General features: G+C 48.8%; 18 protein-coding genes. 14 read left to right on the top strand and 4 right to left on the bottom strand.

Annotated features, from left to right (window positions below; all coding sequences use genetic code 11):
* The first annotated feature begins 85 nt into the window (after positions 1-85).
* Positions 86-970, top strand: a complete 885-nt coding sequence (gene yghA / locus FFT88_RS17035) for an NADP(+)-dependent aldehyde reductase (RefSeq protein WP_130257991.1) — start codon at positions 86-88, stop codon at positions 968-970.
* Positions 971-1,128: 158 nt separating this feature from the next.
* Here the strand turns inward: yghA and exbD are convergent, their stop codons facing one another.
* Both exbD and exbB read right to left on the bottom strand, forming a co-directional pair.
* Positions 1,129-1,554 carry a TonB system transport protein ExbD gene (gene exbD, locus FFT88_RS17030; protein WP_130208035.1) on the bottom strand — a complete coding sequence of 142 codons (426 nt, stop codon included), beginning with the start codon at positions 1,552-1,554 and terminating at the stop codon, positions 1,129-1,131.
* Between the two features lie 6 nt (positions 1,555-1,560).
* A complete protein-coding gene (gene exbB, locus FFT88_RS17025) occupies positions 1,561-2,295 on the bottom strand; it encodes a tol-pal system-associated acyl-CoA thioesterase (protein WP_130208037.1) in 735 nt (244 codons plus the stop codon).
* Between the two features lie 251 nt (positions 2,296-2,546).
* Here exbB and metC point away from each other — a divergent pair, with 251 nt between their 5' ends.
* Both metC and yghB read left to right on the top strand, forming a co-directional pair.
* Complete coding sequence (gene metC, locus FFT88_RS17020) at positions 2,547-3,734, top strand: cystathionine beta-lyase (protein WP_135403960.1); 1,188 nt, start codon at positions 2,547-2,549, stop codon at positions 3,732-3,734.
* A 139-nt stretch (positions 3,735-3,873) separates the two neighbouring features.
* A complete protein-coding gene (yghB, locus tag FFT88_RS17015) occupies positions 3,874-4,533 on the top strand; it encodes a DedA family general envelope maintenance protein YghB (RefSeq protein WP_064529651.1) in 660 nt (219 codons plus the stop codon).
* A 39-nt stretch (positions 4,534-4,572) separates the two neighbouring features.
* On the opposite strand, the gene yqhC is transcribed toward yghB, so the two are convergent.
* A complete protein-coding gene (yqhC, locus tag FFT88_RS17010) occupies positions 4,573-5,472 on the bottom strand; it encodes a DNA-binding transcriptional regulator YqhC (protein ID WP_138158408.1) in 900 nt (299 codons plus the stop codon).
* A 193-nt stretch (positions 5,473-5,665) separates the two neighbouring features.
* Here yqhC and yqhD point away from each other — a divergent pair, with 193 nt between their 5' ends.
* The 5 genes from yqhD (at position 5,666) to yqhH (ending at position 9,480) form a co-directional block, all read left to right on the top strand.
* Positions 5,666-6,829, top strand: coding sequence for an alcohol dehydrogenase (gene yqhD / locus FFT88_RS17005; RefSeq protein WP_130218152.1), 1,164 nt, complete (start codon positions 5,666-5,668; stop codon positions 6,827-6,829).
* Positions 6,830-6,932: 103 nt separating this feature from the next.
* Positions 6,933-7,760: a 2,5-didehydrogluconate reductase DkgA gene (gene dkgA / locus FFT88_RS17000; RefSeq protein ID WP_130218154.1), complete on the top strand. Its 828-nt coding sequence runs from the start codon at positions 6,933-6,935 to the stop codon at positions 7,758-7,760.
* Between the two features lie 199 nt (positions 7,761-7,959).
* Positions 7,960-8,886: a YbjP/YqhG family protein gene (locus FFT88_RS16990; RefSeq protein ID WP_135403959.1), complete on the top strand. Its 927-nt coding sequence runs from the start codon at positions 7,960-7,962 to the stop codon at positions 8,884-8,886.
* Between the two features lie 26 nt (positions 8,887-8,912).
* Positions 8,913-9,161: a hypothetical protein gene (locus tag FFT88_RS16985; protein ID WP_130223961.1), complete on the top strand. Its 249-nt coding sequence runs from the start codon at positions 8,913-8,915 to the stop codon at positions 9,159-9,161.
* 61 nt (positions 9,162-9,222) lie between these two features.
* A complete protein-coding gene (gene yqhH / locus FFT88_RS16980) occupies positions 9,223-9,480 on the top strand; it encodes a lipoprotein YqhH (RefSeq protein ID WP_135403958.1) in 258 nt (85 codons plus the stop codon).
* A 42-nt stretch (positions 9,481-9,522) separates the two neighbouring features.
* Here yqhH and FFT88_RS16975 read toward each other — a convergent pair whose 3' ends face one another.
* Positions 9,523-11,742 carry a YgiQ family radical SAM protein gene (locus FFT88_RS16975; protein WP_000095187.1) on the bottom strand — a complete coding sequence of 740 codons (2,220 nt, stop codon included), beginning with the start codon at positions 11,740-11,742 and terminating at the stop codon, positions 9,523-9,525.
* Positions 11,743-11,992: 250 nt separating this feature from the next.
* Here FFT88_RS16975 and FFT88_RS16970 point away from each other — a divergent pair, with 250 nt between their 5' ends.
* The 6 genes from FFT88_RS16970 to FFT88_RS16945 all read left to right on the top strand — a co-directional run bounded on the left by FFT88_RS16970 (position 11,993) and on the right by FFT88_RS16945 (position 18,153).
* On the top strand, positions 11,993-12,742 hold the full coding sequence (locus tag FFT88_RS16970) for a FadR/GntR family transcriptional regulator (protein WP_130218160.1): 750 nt from the start codon (positions 11,993-11,995) through the stop codon (positions 12,740-12,742).
* A gap of 324 nt (positions 12,743-13,066) precedes the next feature.
* Positions 13,067-14,539, top strand: coding sequence for a mannitol dehydrogenase family protein (locus tag FFT88_RS16965; RefSeq protein ID WP_135403957.1), 1,473 nt, complete (start codon positions 13,067-13,069; stop codon positions 14,537-14,539).
* A complete protein-coding gene (locus FFT88_RS16960; RefSeq protein ID WP_135403956.1) occupies positions 14,536-15,552 on the top strand; it encodes a zinc-binding alcohol dehydrogenase family protein in 1,017 nt (338 codons plus the stop codon). The genes FFT88_RS16965 and FFT88_RS16960 overlap by 4 nt, the downstream gene beginning before the upstream one ends.
* Positions 15,553-15,562: 10 nt before the next feature.
* Positions 15,563-16,573, top strand: coding sequence for an Ldh family oxidoreductase (locus tag FFT88_RS16955; protein ID WP_135403955.1), 1,011 nt, complete (start codon positions 15,563-15,565; stop codon positions 16,571-16,573).
* 72 nt (positions 16,574-16,645) lie between these two features.
* Complete coding sequence (locus tag FFT88_RS16950) at positions 16,646-17,629, top strand: TRAP transporter substrate-binding protein (RefSeq protein ID WP_135403954.1); 984 nt, start codon at positions 16,646-16,648, stop codon at positions 17,627-17,629.
* A gap of 41 nt (positions 17,630-17,670) precedes the next feature.
* Positions 17,671-18,153: a TRAP transporter small permease gene (locus FFT88_RS16945; protein ID WP_130223951.1), complete on the top strand. Its 483-nt coding sequence runs from the start codon at positions 17,671-17,673 to the stop codon at positions 18,151-18,153.
* The last annotated feature ends 2 nt before the right edge of the window (positions 18,154-18,155 follow it).

Raw genomic sequence — 18,155 nt, 5'->3', positions numbered from 1 at the left:
AGGTTTAGGGATCTTCCTGGTTCCCCGATTACCGTGGCGCGTGCGTCTACCCTTAAAGGACGTTGAACCTGAAGGGAGAAAAGCGATGTCTCATTTAAAAGACCCGACCACACAGTATTACACTGGTGAATATCCCAAACAGAAACAACCAGCGCCCGGCATTCAGGCGAAGATGACGCCCGTGCCAGATTGCGGCGAGAAAACCTATGTTGGTAGCGGTCGCCTGAAAGATCGTAAAGCACTGGTGACAGGGGGCGATTCCGGAATCGGCCGCGCTGCCGCCATCGCTTACGCGCGTGAAGGCGCTGACGTGGCGATCAGTTATCTTCCCGTGGAAGAAGAAGATGCTCAGGATGTGAAAAAGATCATTGAAGAATGCGGACGCAAAGCCATTCTGCTGCCGGGCGATTTAAGCGATGAGAAATTTGCCCGTTCGCTGGTTCACGACGCGCATAAGGCATTAGGCGGGCTGGATATTATGGCGCTGGTCGCCGGGAAACAGGTTGCCATTCCTGATATTGCAGACCTCACCAGCGAACAGTTTCAAAAGACCTTTACCATTAACGTTTTCGCGCTGTTCTGGCTAACCCAGGAAGCAATTCCCCTGCTACCGAAAGGCGCCAGTATCATCACCACTTCGTCAATCCAGGCCTACCAGCCAAGCCCGCATTTGCTGGACTATGCGGCTACGAAGGCGGCGATTCTGAACTACAGCCGTGGCCTGGCAAAACAAGTCGCGGAGAAAGGTATTCGGGTGAATATTGTCGCGCCAGGCCCTATCTGGACAGCACTGCAAATTTCCGGCGGACAGACGCAGGATAAGATCCCGCAGTTTGGTCAGCAAACACCGATGAAACGTGCGGGGCAACCGGCGGAGCTGGCCCCTGTATATGTTTATCTGGCAAGTCAGGAGTCGAGCTATGTCACCGCAGAAGTGCACGGCGTGTGTGGCGGCGAACATTTAGGCTAAAAAATACCCGGTTGTGTGATAGCAACCGGGCATCATTGTGCTTCTAACCTTGCCGGATGCGGCGTAAACGCCTTATCTGGCCTACAAACTTATGAAAACTCAACATGTTGCGATAGATTTTGTAGGCCTGATAAGCGTAGCGCATCAGGCAATTCTCTTTACTTCGCTTTGGCTGTTTCTTCGCCGACCAGACCAATCTTCAGGTAACCTGCCTGATGCAGCTTATCCATTACCTTCATCAACATCTCGTAGTCGACGGTCTTATCTGCACGGAAGAAGATGGTGGTGTCTTTCTTACCTTCGGTTAACGCATTCAGCGCCGTAACCATCGTTTCATCGGTGACCGGATCGTTACCGATAAACATTGAGTTGTCCGCCTTCACCGACAGATAAACCGGTTTTTCCGGGCGCGGCTGCGGCGTGCTGGTAGAAGCAGGCAAGTTCACCTTCACATCTACCGTCGCTAACGGTGCCGCCACCATAAAGATAATCAGCAGAACCAACATCACGTCGATAAACGGCGTCACGTTGATATCATGCATTTCGCCGTTATCGTCGAGGTTTTCGTTAAGATGCATTGCCATCGGACATTATCCTGCGCGTAATTTTTGTGCAACACGAACCGGATGCGCAGCGGCGCTGGCTTCCAGATCCAGGTCACGGCTTTGCAGCAACAATACCTGCGCTGCGACATCGCCAAGCATCGCTTTAAAGCCGCCAATCTGGCGTGCAAATACGTTATAGATAACGACCGCCGGAATCGCTGCCACCAGACCGATTGCCGTTGCCAGCAACGCTTCTGCAATACCCGGTGCAACCACTGCCAGGTTGGTAGTTTGCGTTTGCGCGATACCAATAAAGCTGTTCATGATGCCCCAGACCGTACCAAACAGACCAACGAACGGCGAAATTGCACCGATGGTAGCAAGATAACCGTTGCCGCGGCCCATTTGACGACCTACTGCGGCGACCCGACGCTCAAGGCGGAAACTGGTACGCTCTTTAATACCTTCGTTATCGTCGCTGCCTTCCGACAGTTCCAGCTCATTTTGCGCTTCATTGAGCAAATGCAGGCTTAAGCTTTTGCTACCAAAATCAGCGGCGATATCGCTGGCCTGGTTTAAAGAGCGTGCTTCAGCCAGCAGTTGCTGCTCGCGCTTCAGGCGACGCTTCTGGTTGAAGAACTCTACGCTCTTACTGAAAAAGATTGCCCAGGTGACTACGGAGGCCAAAATAAGCCCAATCATCACGCACTTAACGACAATATCGGCGTGCTGATACATACCCCAGACGGAAAGGTCCGTCTGCATTAAATTATTACCCACTGTGTATCTCCAGGACGCAAGTCACAAAATCTGCGCACAATAATATCAAAACGACGTCGAATTGATAGTCGTTCTCATTACTATTTGCATACTGCCGTACCTTTGCTTTCTTTTCTTTGCGTTTACGCAGTAAAAAAGTCACCAGTACACCTTTTGCGAAATTTTTCTGCTTTATGCCAATTCTTCAGGATGCGCATGACCTCATTCGTGCTAGTTTAGACATCCAGACGTATAAAAACAGGAATCCCAACATGGCAGACAAACAACTTGATACTCAACTGGTCAATGCAGGACGCCGCAAAAAATACACTCTCGGCGCGGTAAATAGCGTGATTCAGCGCGCCTCTTCGCTGGTCTTTGACAGTGTGGAAGCCAAAAAACATGCGACGCGCAATCGCGCCAATGGCGAGTTGTTCTATGGACGGCGCGGAACGTTAACCCATTTCTCCTTACAAGAAGCGATGTGCGAACTGGAAGGTGGCGCAGGTTGCGCGCTGTTTCCTTGCGGGGCGGCTGCGGTTGCAAATTCCATTCTTGCTTTTGTTGAACAGGGCGATCATGTGTTGATGACCAATACCGCCTACGAGCCGAGTCAGGATTTCTGTAGCAAAATCCTCAGCAAGTTGGGCGTAACGACATCATGGTTTGATCCGCTGATTGGTGCCGATATCGTTAAACATTTGCAGCCAAACACTAAAATCGTGTTTCTGGAATCGCCAGGCTCCATCACTATGGAAGTGCATGATGTTCCAGCAATTGTTGCCGCCGTACGCAGTGTGGTGCCGGACGCCATCATTATGATCGATAACACCTGGGCTGCCGGAGTACTGTTCAAAGCTCTTGATTTTGGTATTGATGTTTCTATTCAGGCCGCCACCAAATATCTGGTAGGGCATTCGGATGCGATGATTGGTACTGCTGTGTGCAATGCCCGTTGCTGGGAGCAACTGCGGGAAAATGCCTATCTGATGGGGCAGATGGTCGACGCCGATACCGCCTATATGACCAGTCGTGGCCTGCGTACACTGGGCGTGCGTCTGCGTCAACATCATGAAAGCAGCCTGAAAGTGGCTGAATGGCTGGCCGCACATCCGCAGGTTGAGCGAGTTAACCACCCTGCTCTGCCAGGCAGTAAAGGCCATGAATTCTGGAAACGAGACTTTACAGGTAGCAGCGGACTATTTTCCTTTGTCCTGAAGAAAAAACTTAATGACGAAGAACTGGCGAACTATCTGGATAACTTCAGTTTATTCAGCATGGCCTTCTCATGGGGCGGGTATGAATCCTTGATCCTCGCGAACCAGCCAGAACATCTCGCCGCCATCCGCCCGCAAGGTAAGATCGATTTTAGCGGCACCTTGATTCGCCTGCATATTGGTCTGGAAAACGTCGACGATCTGATTGCCGATCTGGACGCCGGCTTCGCGCGAATTGTGTAACATTGCCAAATTTGGACAATTTTGCAGACATTTAATTGTGAATAGTCTTAAATTGTTGCGTCCGGGATCAAGGCGTCCCGGACGATTCAGGAGTACAATAGTCAAATTAAGGCTTAAACGCTGTTCCACAGGAAAGTCCATGGCTGTTATTCAAGATATTATCGCTGCGCTCTGGCAACATGACTTTGCCGCGCTGGCGGACCCTCACATTGTTAGCGTTGTTTACTTTGTCATGTTTGCCACGCTGTTTTTAGAAAACGGCCTGCTGCCCGCCTCATTTTTGCCTGGCGACAGCTTGTTGATTCTGGCTGGCGCATTGATTGCCCAGGGGGTTATGGATTTTCTGCCAACAATCACGATTCTGACTGCCGCAGCCAGCCTGGGTTGTTGGTTGAGTTATATTCAGGGGCGCTGGCTGGGTAATACCAAAACGGTGAAAGGTTGGCTGGCACAGCTTCCGGCCAAATATCACCAGCGCGCCACCTGTATGTTTGACCGCCACGGTCTGCTGGCGCTGCTTGCTGGACGTTTTCTCGCCTTTGTCCGCACGCTGCTGCCAACCATGGCGGGGATTTCCGGTCTACCAAACCGCCGCTTCCAGTTTTTCAACTGGTTAAGCGGGTTGCTATGGGTCAGCGTGGTAACCAGTTTTGGCTATGCCTTAAGCATGATCCCATTTGTAAAACGCCATGAAGATCAGGTGATGACGTTCCTGATGATCCTGCCGATTGCCTTGCTAACCGCTGGCTTGTTAGGCACGCTGTTCGTGGTGATTAAAAAAAAGTACTCTAGTGCCTGACGATTTCCTCCGTTCCCGGTGGCCATGCCGGGAACGCATTTAACTCCCCTGCATCGCCCGCATTCTGGCTGCATCTTCTCCCGGCGTCACACCGAAATAACGTTTAAACTCACGGCTAAATTGCGACGCGCTTTCATAGCCGACGCGCATCGCCGCCGCGCTGGCCTTCATGCCGTCGTGGATTATCATCATTCGCGCCTTATGCAGACGGTAATTCTTCAGATACTGCAACGGCGAGGTACTGGTGACAGACTTAAAATTATGGTGGAACGCTGAAACGCTCATATTGGCTTCTGCTGCCAGTTGCTCAACGCTCAGGTTTTCGGTGTATTTATTCTCAATTCGTTTCAGCACGCGGCTAATCAGGCTGAAATGCGTCTGGCGACTGACCAGTGCCAGTAACGCGCCGCCGCAAGGCCCCGTCAGCACATAGTAAAGAATTTCGCGGATAATCTGTTTACCGAGAATGCGCGCATCCAGCGGTCGTTCCATCACATCCAGTAACCGCTCCGCCGCGCATAAAATCTCTTCGGACAATGTAGCGGAATTAATACCGCTGGCAGCCATCGACGGCTGGAAATGTTCATCTTCGCCAATGTCCATCAACAGCTCTTGTAACTGTAAAATATCAACATTGAGACGCACCCCCGCCAGTGGCACCTCTGGCGTGGCATAGGTTTCGCACTCAAACGGCAACGGCACCGTCAGCAGCAGGTATTCATTGGCGTCATAGCGAAACACGCGTTCATTGATATAACCGATTTTATGCCCAGAAAAGAGAATTATGATGCCAGGTTCATACATCACTGGCGTACGCGCACCGGGGTTCTCGCCATACAATAAGCGCACATCAGGCAACATATCTGACAAACTATTTTCTTTATCTTTCAGTCTATTAATTTTATCCGTCAGTAGGCGGCATATCTCTTCACGTTTCATATCGCGTAATTTCTTAGGAATAATGCGGCAATTTGATTGTGCGCAATTTTGTACCATTTCTCCAGTACTCTGGAGAAATAGGCAAGACATTGGCAGAAATGAGCATTGAGAGCCACGGCGCTGGCGACCACAATGAAAAACATCAGGCAGACCGATCTCTGCCCTCATATTGACCCAGCAAAGGGAGCAAGTAATGAACAACTTTAATCTGCACACCCCAACCCGCATTCTGTTTGGTAAAGGCGCTATCGCTGGTTTACGCGAGCAAATTCCTCATGGCGCCCGCGTATTGATTACCTACGGCGGTGGTAGTGTGAAAAAAACCGGCGTCCTCGATCAAGTTCTGGATGCACTGAAAGGTATGGACGTGCTGGAGTTTGGCGGTATCGAGCCAAACCCGGCTTATGAAACGCTGATGAACGCCGTAAAACTGGTTCGCGAACAGAAAGTGACTTTCCTGCTGGCGGTTGGCGGCGGGTCCGTGCTGGATGGCACCAAATTTATCGCCGCAGCGGCAAATTATCCTGAAAACGTCGATCCGTGGCATATCCTGCAAACTGGCGGCAAAGAGATTAAAAGCGCTATCCCGATGGGCTGTGTGCTGACGCTGCCTGCAACTGGTTCAGAATCCAACGCAGGCGCGGTTATCTCCCGTAAAACCACTGGCGACAAGCAGGCGTTCCATTCTGCCCATGTTCAGCCGGTATTTGCCGTACTCGATCCGGTTTATACCTATACCCTGCCGCCGCGCCAGGTGGCTAACGGCGTAGTGGACGCCTTTGTGCACACCGTAGAACAGTATGTGACCAAACCGGTTGATGCCAAAATTCAGGATCGCTTCGCAGAAGGTATTTTGCTGACGCTGATCGAAGATGGTCCGAAGGCCCTGAAAGAACCAGAAAACTACGATGTGCGCGCCAACGTCATGTGGGCGGCGACCCAAGCGCTGAACGGTTTAATTGGCGCTGGCGTACCGCAGGACTGGGCAACGCATATGCTGGGCCACGAACTAACCGCTATGCACGGTCTGGATCACGCACAAACTCTGGCTATCGTCCTGCCTGCACTGTGGAATGAAAAACGCGACACCAAGCGCGCGAAACTGCTGCAATACGCTGAACGCGTCTGGAACATCACCGAAGGTTCCGACGACGAGCGCATTGACGCCGCGATTGCCGCTACCCGTAACTTCTTCGAGCAATTAGGCGTGCCGACACATCTTTCCGACTACGGTCTGGACGGCAGCTCTATCCCGGCATTGCTGAAAAAACTGGAAGAACACGGCATGACCCAACTGGGCGAAAATCATGACATTACACTGGAAGTCAGCCGCCGCATCTACGAAGCCGCCCGTTAAGCTTTTTACGCCTCAAACTTTCGTTTTCGGGCATTTCGTCCAGACTTAAGTTCACAACATCTCACCGGAGCCTGCTCCGGTGAGTTCATATAAGGAGGAACGTATGGCTAATCCAACCGTTATTAAGCTACAGGACGGCAATGTCATGCCCCAGCTGGGACTGGGCGTCTGGCAAGCAAGTAATGAGGAAGTTATCACCGCTATCCAAAAAGCGTTAGAAGTGGGTTATCGTTCAATTGATACCGCCGCAGCCTACAAGAACGAAGAAGGTGTCGGCAAAGCCCTGAAAAATTCCGCACTTAACAGAGAAGATCTGTTCATCACCACGAAACTGTGGAACGACAACCACAAGCGCCCCCGCGAAGCCCTACTCGACAGTCTGAAAAAACTCCAGCTTGATTATATCGACCTCTACTTAATGCACTGGCCCGTTCCCGCAATCGACCATTATGTCGAAGCATGGAAAGGAATGATTGAGCTGCAAAAAGAGGGATTAATCAAAAGTATCGGCGTCTGCAATTTCCAGATCCACCATCTTCAGCGTCTGATTGATGAAACTGGCGTGGCGCCTGTCATTAACCAGATAGAACTTCACCCGCTGATGCAGCAACGTCAGTTGCATGCCTGGAACGCCACACACAAAATCCAGACCGAATCCTGGAGCCCATTAGCCCAGGGCGGGAAAGGCGTATTCGATCAGAAAATCATTCGCGATCTGGCAGATAAGTATGGCAAAACCCCGGCGCAGATTGTTATCCGCTGGCATCTGGATAACGGTCTGGTCGTAATCCCGAAATCGGTCACCCCTTCACGAATTGCCGAAAACTTCGATGTCTGGGATTTCCGTCTCGACAAAGACGAACTTGGTGACATTGCAAAACTCGACCAGGGTAAACGCCTCGGCCCTGATCCCGACCAGTTCAGCGGCTAACGCACAAATTCTCCCGGTAGCGGTAATGTTCCGCTACCGGACTTTTCAGAAATCATTTATTCCCCTCGCCTCCCGCCCATTGTTACTCTCCCCTGTTCAGGAACACCAAATATAAGGACATCATCATGCGGAGCTGGAAGCTCTTAAAGGAACAACTCATCTACACCAGGGATAAACGCGACGGAGAGGTGAAAAACAGATGAAAATAATGATTCTGTTTTTGGCAGCCTTTTTAAGTTTTACCCTCCAGGCGCAATCCCCCTCGCTAACCGCTGAACAAACAGTCAGGCAGATTTATCAATACTATACCGGTGGGGCTAGCGTTCCTTATTTCGCTGATAACAGTGAGCAAGCAATAACATCAACGCGAATGCAAAAGGCGCTAACCTTGAATGACAATCTCACGCTGCCGGGTAATATTGGCTGGCTGGATTACGATCCGGTTTGCGATTGTCAGGATTACGGCGATCTGGTGTTAGAAAGTGTCGCGGTTACTCAAACGGATGCCGATCACGTGGATGCCCTTGTGCGCTTTCGTCCCTATAAAGACGATAAAGAAAAGACCACGCAAACACTGAAGATGGTGGCAGAAAATGGTCGTTGGGTGATTGATGATATTGTCAGCAATCATGGCAGCGTCTGGCAGTCGGTTAATGGTGAGAATGAAAAAATATTGGCGGTACTGGCATCACTGCAAAAAGAGCAGCCTGAAGCCTTTGTCGCCGAGTTGTTTGACCATATCACTCATTATAGCTGGCCCTGGACGTGGGTTGTTTCCAACACCTATCGCCAGGCTGTTAATGCCTTCTATAAAACCACCTTCAAGACTGACAGTAACTCCGATGAAAATATGCAATTAGAGCGGCAATTTATCTACGACAACCCAATCTGTTTTGGCGAAGAGTCGTTATTTTCACGCGTTGATGAAATTCGTGTGCTGGAGAAAACTGCCGACTCCGCTCGTATTTCTGTTCGTTTTGCATTGACCAATGGCAACAGCGAAGAGCAAGAATTTGTTTTACAGCGGCGTGAGGGTAAGTGGGAAATTGCCGATTTTATCCGCCCAAGCGGCGGAAGCTTACTTAAACAGATTGAAGCGAAGACTGCCGCCAGATTAGCTGAATAATTAACACCAGATAAAGGAAACTGGAAATGAATAATCAACTGTTACTCTTTTTTCTAATGTTCATACTCACAGGCTGCGTCAGTAATGAAAAAATCAGTCATGTAGAAAATGATATTCATCTGATAAATATAAAAATCGATCAACTCCAACAGGATATCGACGCTTTACGTCAGGAAATTCAGATAGCGAAAGAAGCGGCAGAAAAAGTTAACACACGGCTGGATGATGAAGGGAGATGGCCTGACGGAATTTGGGCGCACCCGCCACGGTGGTAATACTCCACTAAACGTCAATCAACTATTAACCATAACAATAAAAGACAGGGAGAAATAAATAATGAAAAAGACTTTCAGCGTGGGAATACTAATTCTGATAACCGGATTATTAAGCGGGTGCGTCAATGAGCAAAATGTCAATCAACTGGCGAGCAATGTTCAAACATTAAATGCCAAAATCACCCGACTTGAGCAGGATATGAAAGCATTACGCCCACAAATCTATGCGGCAAAATCTGAAGCTAACAGAGCTAATACGCGTCTTGATGCACAAGACTATTTTGATTGCCTGCGCTGCTTGCGTATGTACGCAGAATGATAAAAAAATCCCCGGCAGCAATTCTGTTACCGGGGATTTTTTTTAACGTCCGACTGCTGCTTTAGGGCGTTTCTTCGCGCCAGCATTCACCGGACGAGATTGCGTAGACGACGCTTTTTTTGCCGTAGCAGGCGTCTGACGCTGGGTCGCCATCGGCGTATGTTTGGTCAACGCCGGACGGGTATTGCGGTTCTGGCGACGAGCTTCACGCATCTCTTCAATGGTTGGCGCAGGCACTAAGCAATCGCGACGGCTGCCAATCAGATGCTTTTTACCCATTGCTTCCAGCGCCTGACGGATTAACGGCCAGTTTGCCGGATCGTGGTAACGCAACAACGCTTTATGCAAACGACGCTGTTTGTCGCCCTTCGGTACGAAGACGTCTTCACTCTTATAACCAATCTTCGCCAGCGGGTTTTTGCCGGTGTAATACATGGTGGTCGAGTTAGCCAGCGGCGACGGGTAGAAGTTCTGTACCTGGTCGAGGCGGAAGCGATGCTTTTTCAGCCACAGCGCCAGGTTCACCATATCTTCATCACGCGTACCGGGGTGTGCAGAGATGAAATATGGGATCAGATACTGCTCTTTACCTGCCTGTTTGGAATAGGTGTCGAACAGCTCTTTAAAGCGGTCATAACTGCCCATGCCCGGCTTCATCATCTTCGACAACGGCCCTTCTTCGGTATGTTCTGGGGCAATCTTCAGATAACCGCCGACGTGATGGGTCGCCAGCTCTTTGATATAGCGCGGGTCTTCCACGGCAATGTCGTAACGCACGCCGGAAGCGATCAGGATCTTCTTGATACCTTTGAGATCGCGAGCACGGCGATAGAGATTGATGGTCGGTTCGTGGTTAGTGTCCATATGCGGACAAATATCCGGGTAAACGCACGACAAACGACGGCAGGTCTGCTCGGCGCGCGGCGATTTGCAGCGCAACATATACATGTTGGCAGTTGGCCCGCCGAGATCGGAAATCACGCCAGTAAAGCCAGGAACGGTGTCGCGGATCGCTTCAATCTCATTGATGATCGAATCTTCCGAACGGCTCTGAATAATGCGCCCTTCATGCTCGGTAATAGAGCAGAAAGAGCAGCCACCAAAGCAGCCGCGCATAATATTGACCGAGAAACGAATCATTTCGTAAGCCGGAATCCTGGCATTACCGTAAGCCGGATGCGGCACGCGCTTATACGGCAGCGCAAAGACGCTGTCCATCTCTTCGGTAGAAAGCGGAATAGCAGGCGGGTTGATCCACACATAGCGGTCGCCATGTTTTTGCATCAACGCGCGGGCGCAGCCTGGGTTGGTTTCGTGGTGCAGAATACGCGAAGCATGAGCGTACAGCACTTTGTCGCCCTTCACTTTCTCGAATGAAGGCAACAACACGTAGGTTTTTTCCCACGGTTTCGGGCGCGGCGGCTGCACGGTAACGGCTTTGGCTTCTTGTTTTTTCGGCGCCACCGGTTTGTTATCAGCGCATGGCAGGTCTTCACCATACGGATGCGGAATTGGGTCGATTTTCCCCGGGGTATCGAGACGGGTGGAATCCACGCCGCTCCAGCCTGGCAGCGCCTCTTTCACGATTATCGCGGTATTACGCACATCGCGGATTTCACTAATCGGCTCGCCCATCGCCAGACGATGCGCCACTTCAACCAGCGGACGTTCACCGTTACCGAACATCAGCATGTCGGCTTTCGAATCCACCAGCACCGAACGGCGCACGGTATCGGACCAGTAATCATAATGCGCGGTACGGCGCAGACTAGCCTCAATACCGCCGAGGATCACCGGCACATCTTTCCACGCCTCTTTACAACGCTGGGTATAAACCAGTGTGGCGCGATCCGGGCGCTTACCCGCGACGTTATCCGGTGTGTAGGCATCGTCATGACGTAAACGGCGATCGGCGGTATAGCGGTTGATCATCGAGTCCATATTGCCAGCTGTAACGCCGAAAAACAGATTCGGTTTACCCAGACGCATAAAATCGTCTTTGCTGCTCCAGTCCGGCTGGGCGATGATCCCGACGCGAAAGCCCTGCGCTTCCAGCATACGACCGCAAATCGCCATTCCGAAGCTTGGGTGATCGACATACGCGTCGCCAGTAACCAAAATGATGTCGCAGCTATCCCAGCCAAGTTGATCCATCTCTTCACGAGACATCGGCAAAAACGGTGCCGGTCCAAAACAGGCGGCCCAGTACTGCGGCCAGGAGAACAGGTCGCGATCCGGTTGGATCAGGGAGATAGAGCTCATTTTGCTTCCAGAAATGGTAAAAAAATAATCAAAGGCCGGGGATTATACGCTGTATCGCGCGCGGAAATGAAGTGGTGTTGATGAAAGGTTACGAAATACCCTGGTGAAGTTTTTCACTGCCGATCGAGGCAAACACATTTAAGGCTAGCGGTAGCGTGGCAACTGCCGCTACTATTTATGCCGATCAGCAACGTTCAGGTCATGTTGCACGACGATCAGCTAACCGAGGACACCCACAGTAAGGCAAGGTATGGAACAGGTTATTACAAAGCGCCGCTATTACGATATTGGTCTACAGATTGAAGAGCTGCTGTATTCAGGCGTATTTAAAGCCGGAGAGCGCTTACCTTCAGAACGTGAACTGAGCGAGCGGTTTAATACCAGCCGGACTACCATTCGTGAAGCTATCATTATGCTGGAACTCAAAGGCGTGCTGAATGTGAAGCAAGGGTCAGGGATCTTCTTTGTCGATTCCACCGATAAGCTCAATCAGAAATCATTAATGCCTTATTCAGAAATTGGCCCGTTTGAACTGTTGCAGGCGCGTCAGGTGATCGAGAGCAATATTACTGGTTTTGCAGCCAGCCAGATCAGCTTTAACGAATTACAAGAATTAAAGAAAATCATTAGCTTGCAGGAAAAGGCTATCGCAGCGGAAAGTGATAAATTTGAAGAGTTGGATCACCGTTTTCATAGCCTTATTGCCGAAGCGACGCAAAATCGGGTACTCATCAAACAAGCCGCTGAATTATGGCGGGCAGTGCGCACAGAAAATCCCCGCTGGAAGAAGCTGAACTACAAATACCTTCACGAAAAGCATTTGCGTCTGCAATGGCTGGAAGATCACCAGGCTATTTTCCTTGCGCTGCAACAGAAAGATTCAGAGCTTGCCAGGGAAGCATCCTGGAACCATCTGGAAAACAGCAAAAATGAACTGATCAAAATCTTCAAACAAGACGCTTCCATCAGCGACTTTGATGACTTTTTCTTCGCTCGTTAACCTTCATTAGTCCAGAGCTGACGTAAAAAATGACGCTGGCTCTGCGTTCCGCCCTCCACTGGTACACGCTCTCTTTTTAATTGGTCTAATAAATCGATTATCATCAGATATCTTAGATTAGCGGCAATTATCCCAAAAACTGACACCTAAAAAACTTTCCTTTCAATTTATTCTTATAACGCATTGATATAGACATAAATAACACCTCGTTGTTCTGTTCCGTACTTTTACCTTTCTCTGCAAGCGTGATGCATCTCTCTGTTTTTGGTCTAGTGAATTATGTAAATTGGTCTACACACACCAGCTACCAGGAGTAAGAGCATAATGTCAGGGAACGAAAGCATCGCTGTCGCCAACTATGATCAGGTAACCATCTGGCCTCGGGACAGGTTACAGGCAGATATTGTCCATATTGGTTTTGGCGCGTTTCATCGCGGACACCAGGCTGTCTACACGGATCTCACTAATCAGCTCTCGGACACCCGCTGGGGGATCTTTGAGATCAACCTGTTTGGTGATGCTCAACTGATTGAAAACTTAAATGCGCAAAATGGGCTGTTTTCGGTGGTGGAAACGTCTGCATCGCAATCTACCTCACGCCTTGTGCGTTCGGTGACTGGCGGTATTCATACCCCCGTGGATGGCATTACCGCAGCAATCCAGAAATTGACTGAACCTCAGGTAAAAATCGTTTCATTAACCATCACCGAGAAAGGCTATTGCCTCGATTCGCAAACGCGATCACTTGATCTCACCAATGGATTAATCAAACACGATCTACAAAACCCGGATGCGCCTCAGTCGGCTATTGGCTTGATCGTCTGTGCTTTGCAACAACGTAAAGCGGCAGGACTCGCCGCTTTTAGCGTGCTCTCCTGCGACAACTTGCCAGACAATGGGCATCTGACGCGAAATGCCGTTCTCGGTTTTGCCCGACAACTGGATCAGCCCCTGGCTCAGTGGATCGAAGAAAATGTCTCATTTCCAGGCACGATGGTAGATCGCATTGTTCCGGCAATGACCGAATCGCAATTCGCCTTACTGGAAACTAAAACCGGTTATGCCGATCCCTGCGGGATTGTCTGCGAATCATTTCGTCAGTGGGTGATCGAAGATAATTTTGTTCACGGGCGACCACAATGGGATAAAGCAGGCGCGATGTTTGTCAGCAATGTTCAGCCTTATGAAGAGATGAAGTTACGCATGTTAAACGGTAGCCATTCATTTCTGGCTTATAACGGCTCACTGGCAGGCTATGAATTTATCTGGCAATGCATGGAAGACGCTAATTTTCGTTCCATTACCCGCCATCTGATGATCAATGAACAAGCCCGAACACTTAATCCTGATTTAAATATCGACGTCCAGGAATACGCCGACCTGTTAATTGAACGCTTTAGCAACCGTAATGTTGCACACCGTACCGGGCAAATCGCTATGGACGGTTCGCAAAAGCTTCCCCAGCGTGCGCTGACTCCCTGGCTGAAATTGCATCAGCAAAAGCAAAACAATGCTGTTCTGTCACTGCTCGTTGCTGGTTGGTTGCATTATGTCATTGAAGCTGTTGAGAAAAGCCAGTCTATCGCTGATCCAATGAGTGAACAATTTCAGGCGCTAATAAAGGAACAACAAGACGCATGGCAACAGGCGCTCGCATTACTGCACCTTAGCGCCATATTTGGTGAATTAAGCAATCATCAACCATTTATAAATGAAATAAAAATCGCTTTTGCGAATATAAAAAACAAAGGCATCAAGGCCACCATCAGCCAGTTATTATCGGATAAGCAAAAATGAAAACATTAATTTGTCAGCAGCCTGGCGTTATGGAATATGTGGAAAAGGATATTCCCACACCAGCAGATAATGAAGTGCTATTAAAAATCAAAGCTGTGGGTATTTGTGGTACTGATATTCACGCATTTGCCGGGAGACAGCCTTTTTTTAGCTACCCACGTGTATTAGGTCATGAAATATGCGCCGAAGCGGTTTCGCCAGGCAGTCAGTGCCAGATTGCACAATCAGGCCAGCGCTATTCCGTTATCCCATGCATTCCATGTGGTGAGTGCGCCGCCTGTCGGGAAGAAAAAACAAACTGCTGTGAACGTGTTTCGCTATATGGCGTGCATCAGGATGGGGGTTTTAGTGAGTATCTTGCGGTACGTGAAGACAATCTTGTGCCGCTCCCTGACGAGGTCAGCGACAGCGCCGGCGCATTGGTTGAATGCTTCGCCATTGGAGCACATGCCGTTCGTCGGGCTGAGATCAAGGCTGCACAAAACGTACTGGTGATTGGCGCCGGGCCAATCGGTCTGGCTACCGCATCCATCGCTCGGGCTAAAGGGGCACAGGTTGTTGTTGCTGATATTGATAGTCAACGTCGCCAGCACGTTGTGGATAATCTTGCTATTAATGCCTTCGATCCCACACAGGAAGATTTTATTACCGCGCTTCGTGAGGCTTTTGGCGGCGAACTGGCTTGCGTAGTACTGGATGCTACGGGAAATAAAGCCTCGATGAGTCAGGATGTAAATCTTATTCGTCATGGCGGCAAAATTGTTTTCATCGGTTTGTATATCGGTGAGCTCGTTATTGACGATCCAACCTTCCACAAAAAAGAGACAACGTTACTCAGCAGTCGTAATGCCACACGGGAAGATTTCGCATTGGTAATTGAACTGATGCGCAGCAATAAAATTCACGAAAACTTAATGAAAAATCAGGAGTTTGATTTCTTTAGTGTTGGCGAAGATTACCAGCGTAACGTTGTAGAAAATAAAAATATGGTCAAGGGTGTGATCACTTTTTAAGGGAACAAAGATGACAACTGTTTATGTCGGTGAAGCAAATTTAAAATCACTGGTACACCACAAATTATATACTGCCGGGCTGGATACTAACACCGCACAACAAGTTACGGATGTTTTAGTACATGCCGATATTACCGGTGTGCATTCTCACGGTGTTATGCGTGTCGAACATTATTGCACTCGCCTTGCTGCCGGAGGGTTAAATAAAACCGCGCAATTTAGTATTGAGCAAATATCACCGTCAGTGGCCATTCTCGACTCTGATGACGGGATGGGGCATTCAGCATTAATTAGTGCCACAGAGCACGCCATCAAACTGGCCCAGGAAGAAGGTCTTGGGTTTGTTAGCGTTAAAAACGCCTCTCACTGTGGCGCGTTATCTTATTTTGCAGAGATGGTCACCAACCAAGAATTGATTGCTATCGTAATGACGCAAACCGATACCTGCGTAGCGCCTCATGGCGGTGCCGGACGCTTTTTGGGAACGAACCCCATCGCCTTTGGCTTTCCGGTGGAAAACAGCCATCCGATGATTGTTGATATGGCGACCAGTGCCACGGCTTTCGGCAAAATACTTCATGCAAAGGAAACCGGAAAACATATTGGTGAAGGACTGGCGATAGATAAAGACGGTAATGGCACCACTGATCCGCATAAAATTGAAAACCTGTTACCTTTCGGTCAGCACAAAGGTTCAGGCATTGCGCTGGCTATAGATGCACTGACTGGCGTGCTGATGAATGCGAATTTTGGTAACCATATTGTTCGCATGTATGGCGATTATGACAAGATGCGTAAGCTGGCAAGTTTGGTTATTGCCATCGATCCGAAAAAGCTCGGCAATCCTGTTTTTGCTGAAACTATGGCGCAAATGGTCACGGAACTTCATGCCGTTAAACCGGTTCCCGGCGTTGAAAAAGTATTAGCACCGAACGATCCACAAATGCACTATAAAGAAAAATGTCAGCAGGAAGGTATTCCCGTTCCGGCAGGGATTTTCCATTATCTGACAGAGAATTAATAATCTCTTTTTATTCTAACGATAGAAAAGCGTTGTATTTATCGTTTCTGTTATATTAACCAGGAGCAGGATATGAAAGCACTTCGTCCTCTGACGGCATCGCTTATGCTGTTGACCAGTTGTTTATTAATTTCCAATACCACACTGGCAAAAACAACATTAAAACTCAGTCATAATCAGGATAAAAGCCATGCTGTCCATAAAGCATTAAGCTATTTAGCTGATAAAACCAAAGAATATTCTAATGGTGAACTAGTTATTCGTATTTACCCAAATGCGACATTGGGTAACGAGCGCGAATCACTGGAACTAATGAACTCTGGCGCATTGCAGATGGTGAAAGTGAATGCTGCGTCACTGGAATCTTTCGCCCCGGATTACAGTCTTTTCAGCCTGCCTTTCTTATTCCGTGACCGTGATCATTATTATCGCGTTCTGCAAAGTGATTTAGGTAAAAAAATACTCAAATCATCAGAAAGCAAAGGCTTCGTCGGTATCACATATTATGACGGCGGAGCGAGAAGTTTTTACGCCAATAAACCAATTACTAAGCCTGAAGATTTAGCAGGAATGAAAATCAGGGTTCAGCAAAGCCCCAGCGCCATTGCAATGATGAAAGCACTTGGCGGTGTCGCCACACCTATGGCCCAGGGTGAACTCTATACCGCCCTTCAGCAAGGCGTGGTTGATGGCGGGGAAAACAATACCGTTGTCTATGCCGATATGCGTCACGCCGAGGTAGCAAAAGTCTATTCACGTGATGAACACACCATGGTGCCTGATGTGTTAATTATCAGCACCAATGTGTTGAATAAACTTGGCGACAAAGAGCGTACGGCATTATTAAAGGCAGCCGATGAGTCCACGATGCAAATGAAAGATGTCATCTGGCCTGCGGCTGAAAAAGAAGCCTACGACAAAATGAAAGAGATGAACGCAACAGTGGTTGATGTTGATAAATCCGCTTTCAAAGAACGCGTAAAACCGCTATACGATGAATTCAAGGCGAAAGATGCACAATCGGCTAAAAACCTTGAGCAAGTAGAAAGTATGTAACCTTAATGGGCAGGTAATTCCTGCCCTTTCATGGAAGACTTATGCGAACACTCACTCATATTCTTAACAAGATCCTTTCCGGATGTTGCAGCATCATTCTTGCCATTATGGTGTTCTGCGTAACCTGGCAAGTTATTGCTCGTTTTATTTTTAATGCTCCCAGCACCGTGCTTGATGAATTTACCCAAATTTTATTTATGTGGATGATTTTATTAGGCGGTGTATATACAGCCGGTTTAAAAAAACATCTGGCTATTGACTTATTGGCGCAGAAACTTCCTACGGCATCTGTTCTGACACTTGACAGTTTTATCCAAATTATCATTACCGTCTTTGCAGTTATTTTCATGATCTATGGCGGAAATATTGTTGTTGAAAAGGCCCAACATGTTGGACAAATTTCCCCTGTATTAAAATGGCCGATGGATAAAGTCTATTGGGTTATGCCTGTCAGTGGTTTTATTCTAGTCTGGTATTCAGTGATGAATATTATCGATAACTATAGAAAATGGAATTCTCATTAACG

The organism is Escherichia sp. E4930 (assembly GCF_005845405.1).
Taxonomy (GTDB): Bacteria; Pseudomonadota; Gammaproteobacteria; order Enterobacterales; family Enterobacteriaceae; genus Escherichia.
This window is presented reverse-complemented; position numbering and strand designations above follow the sequence as displayed.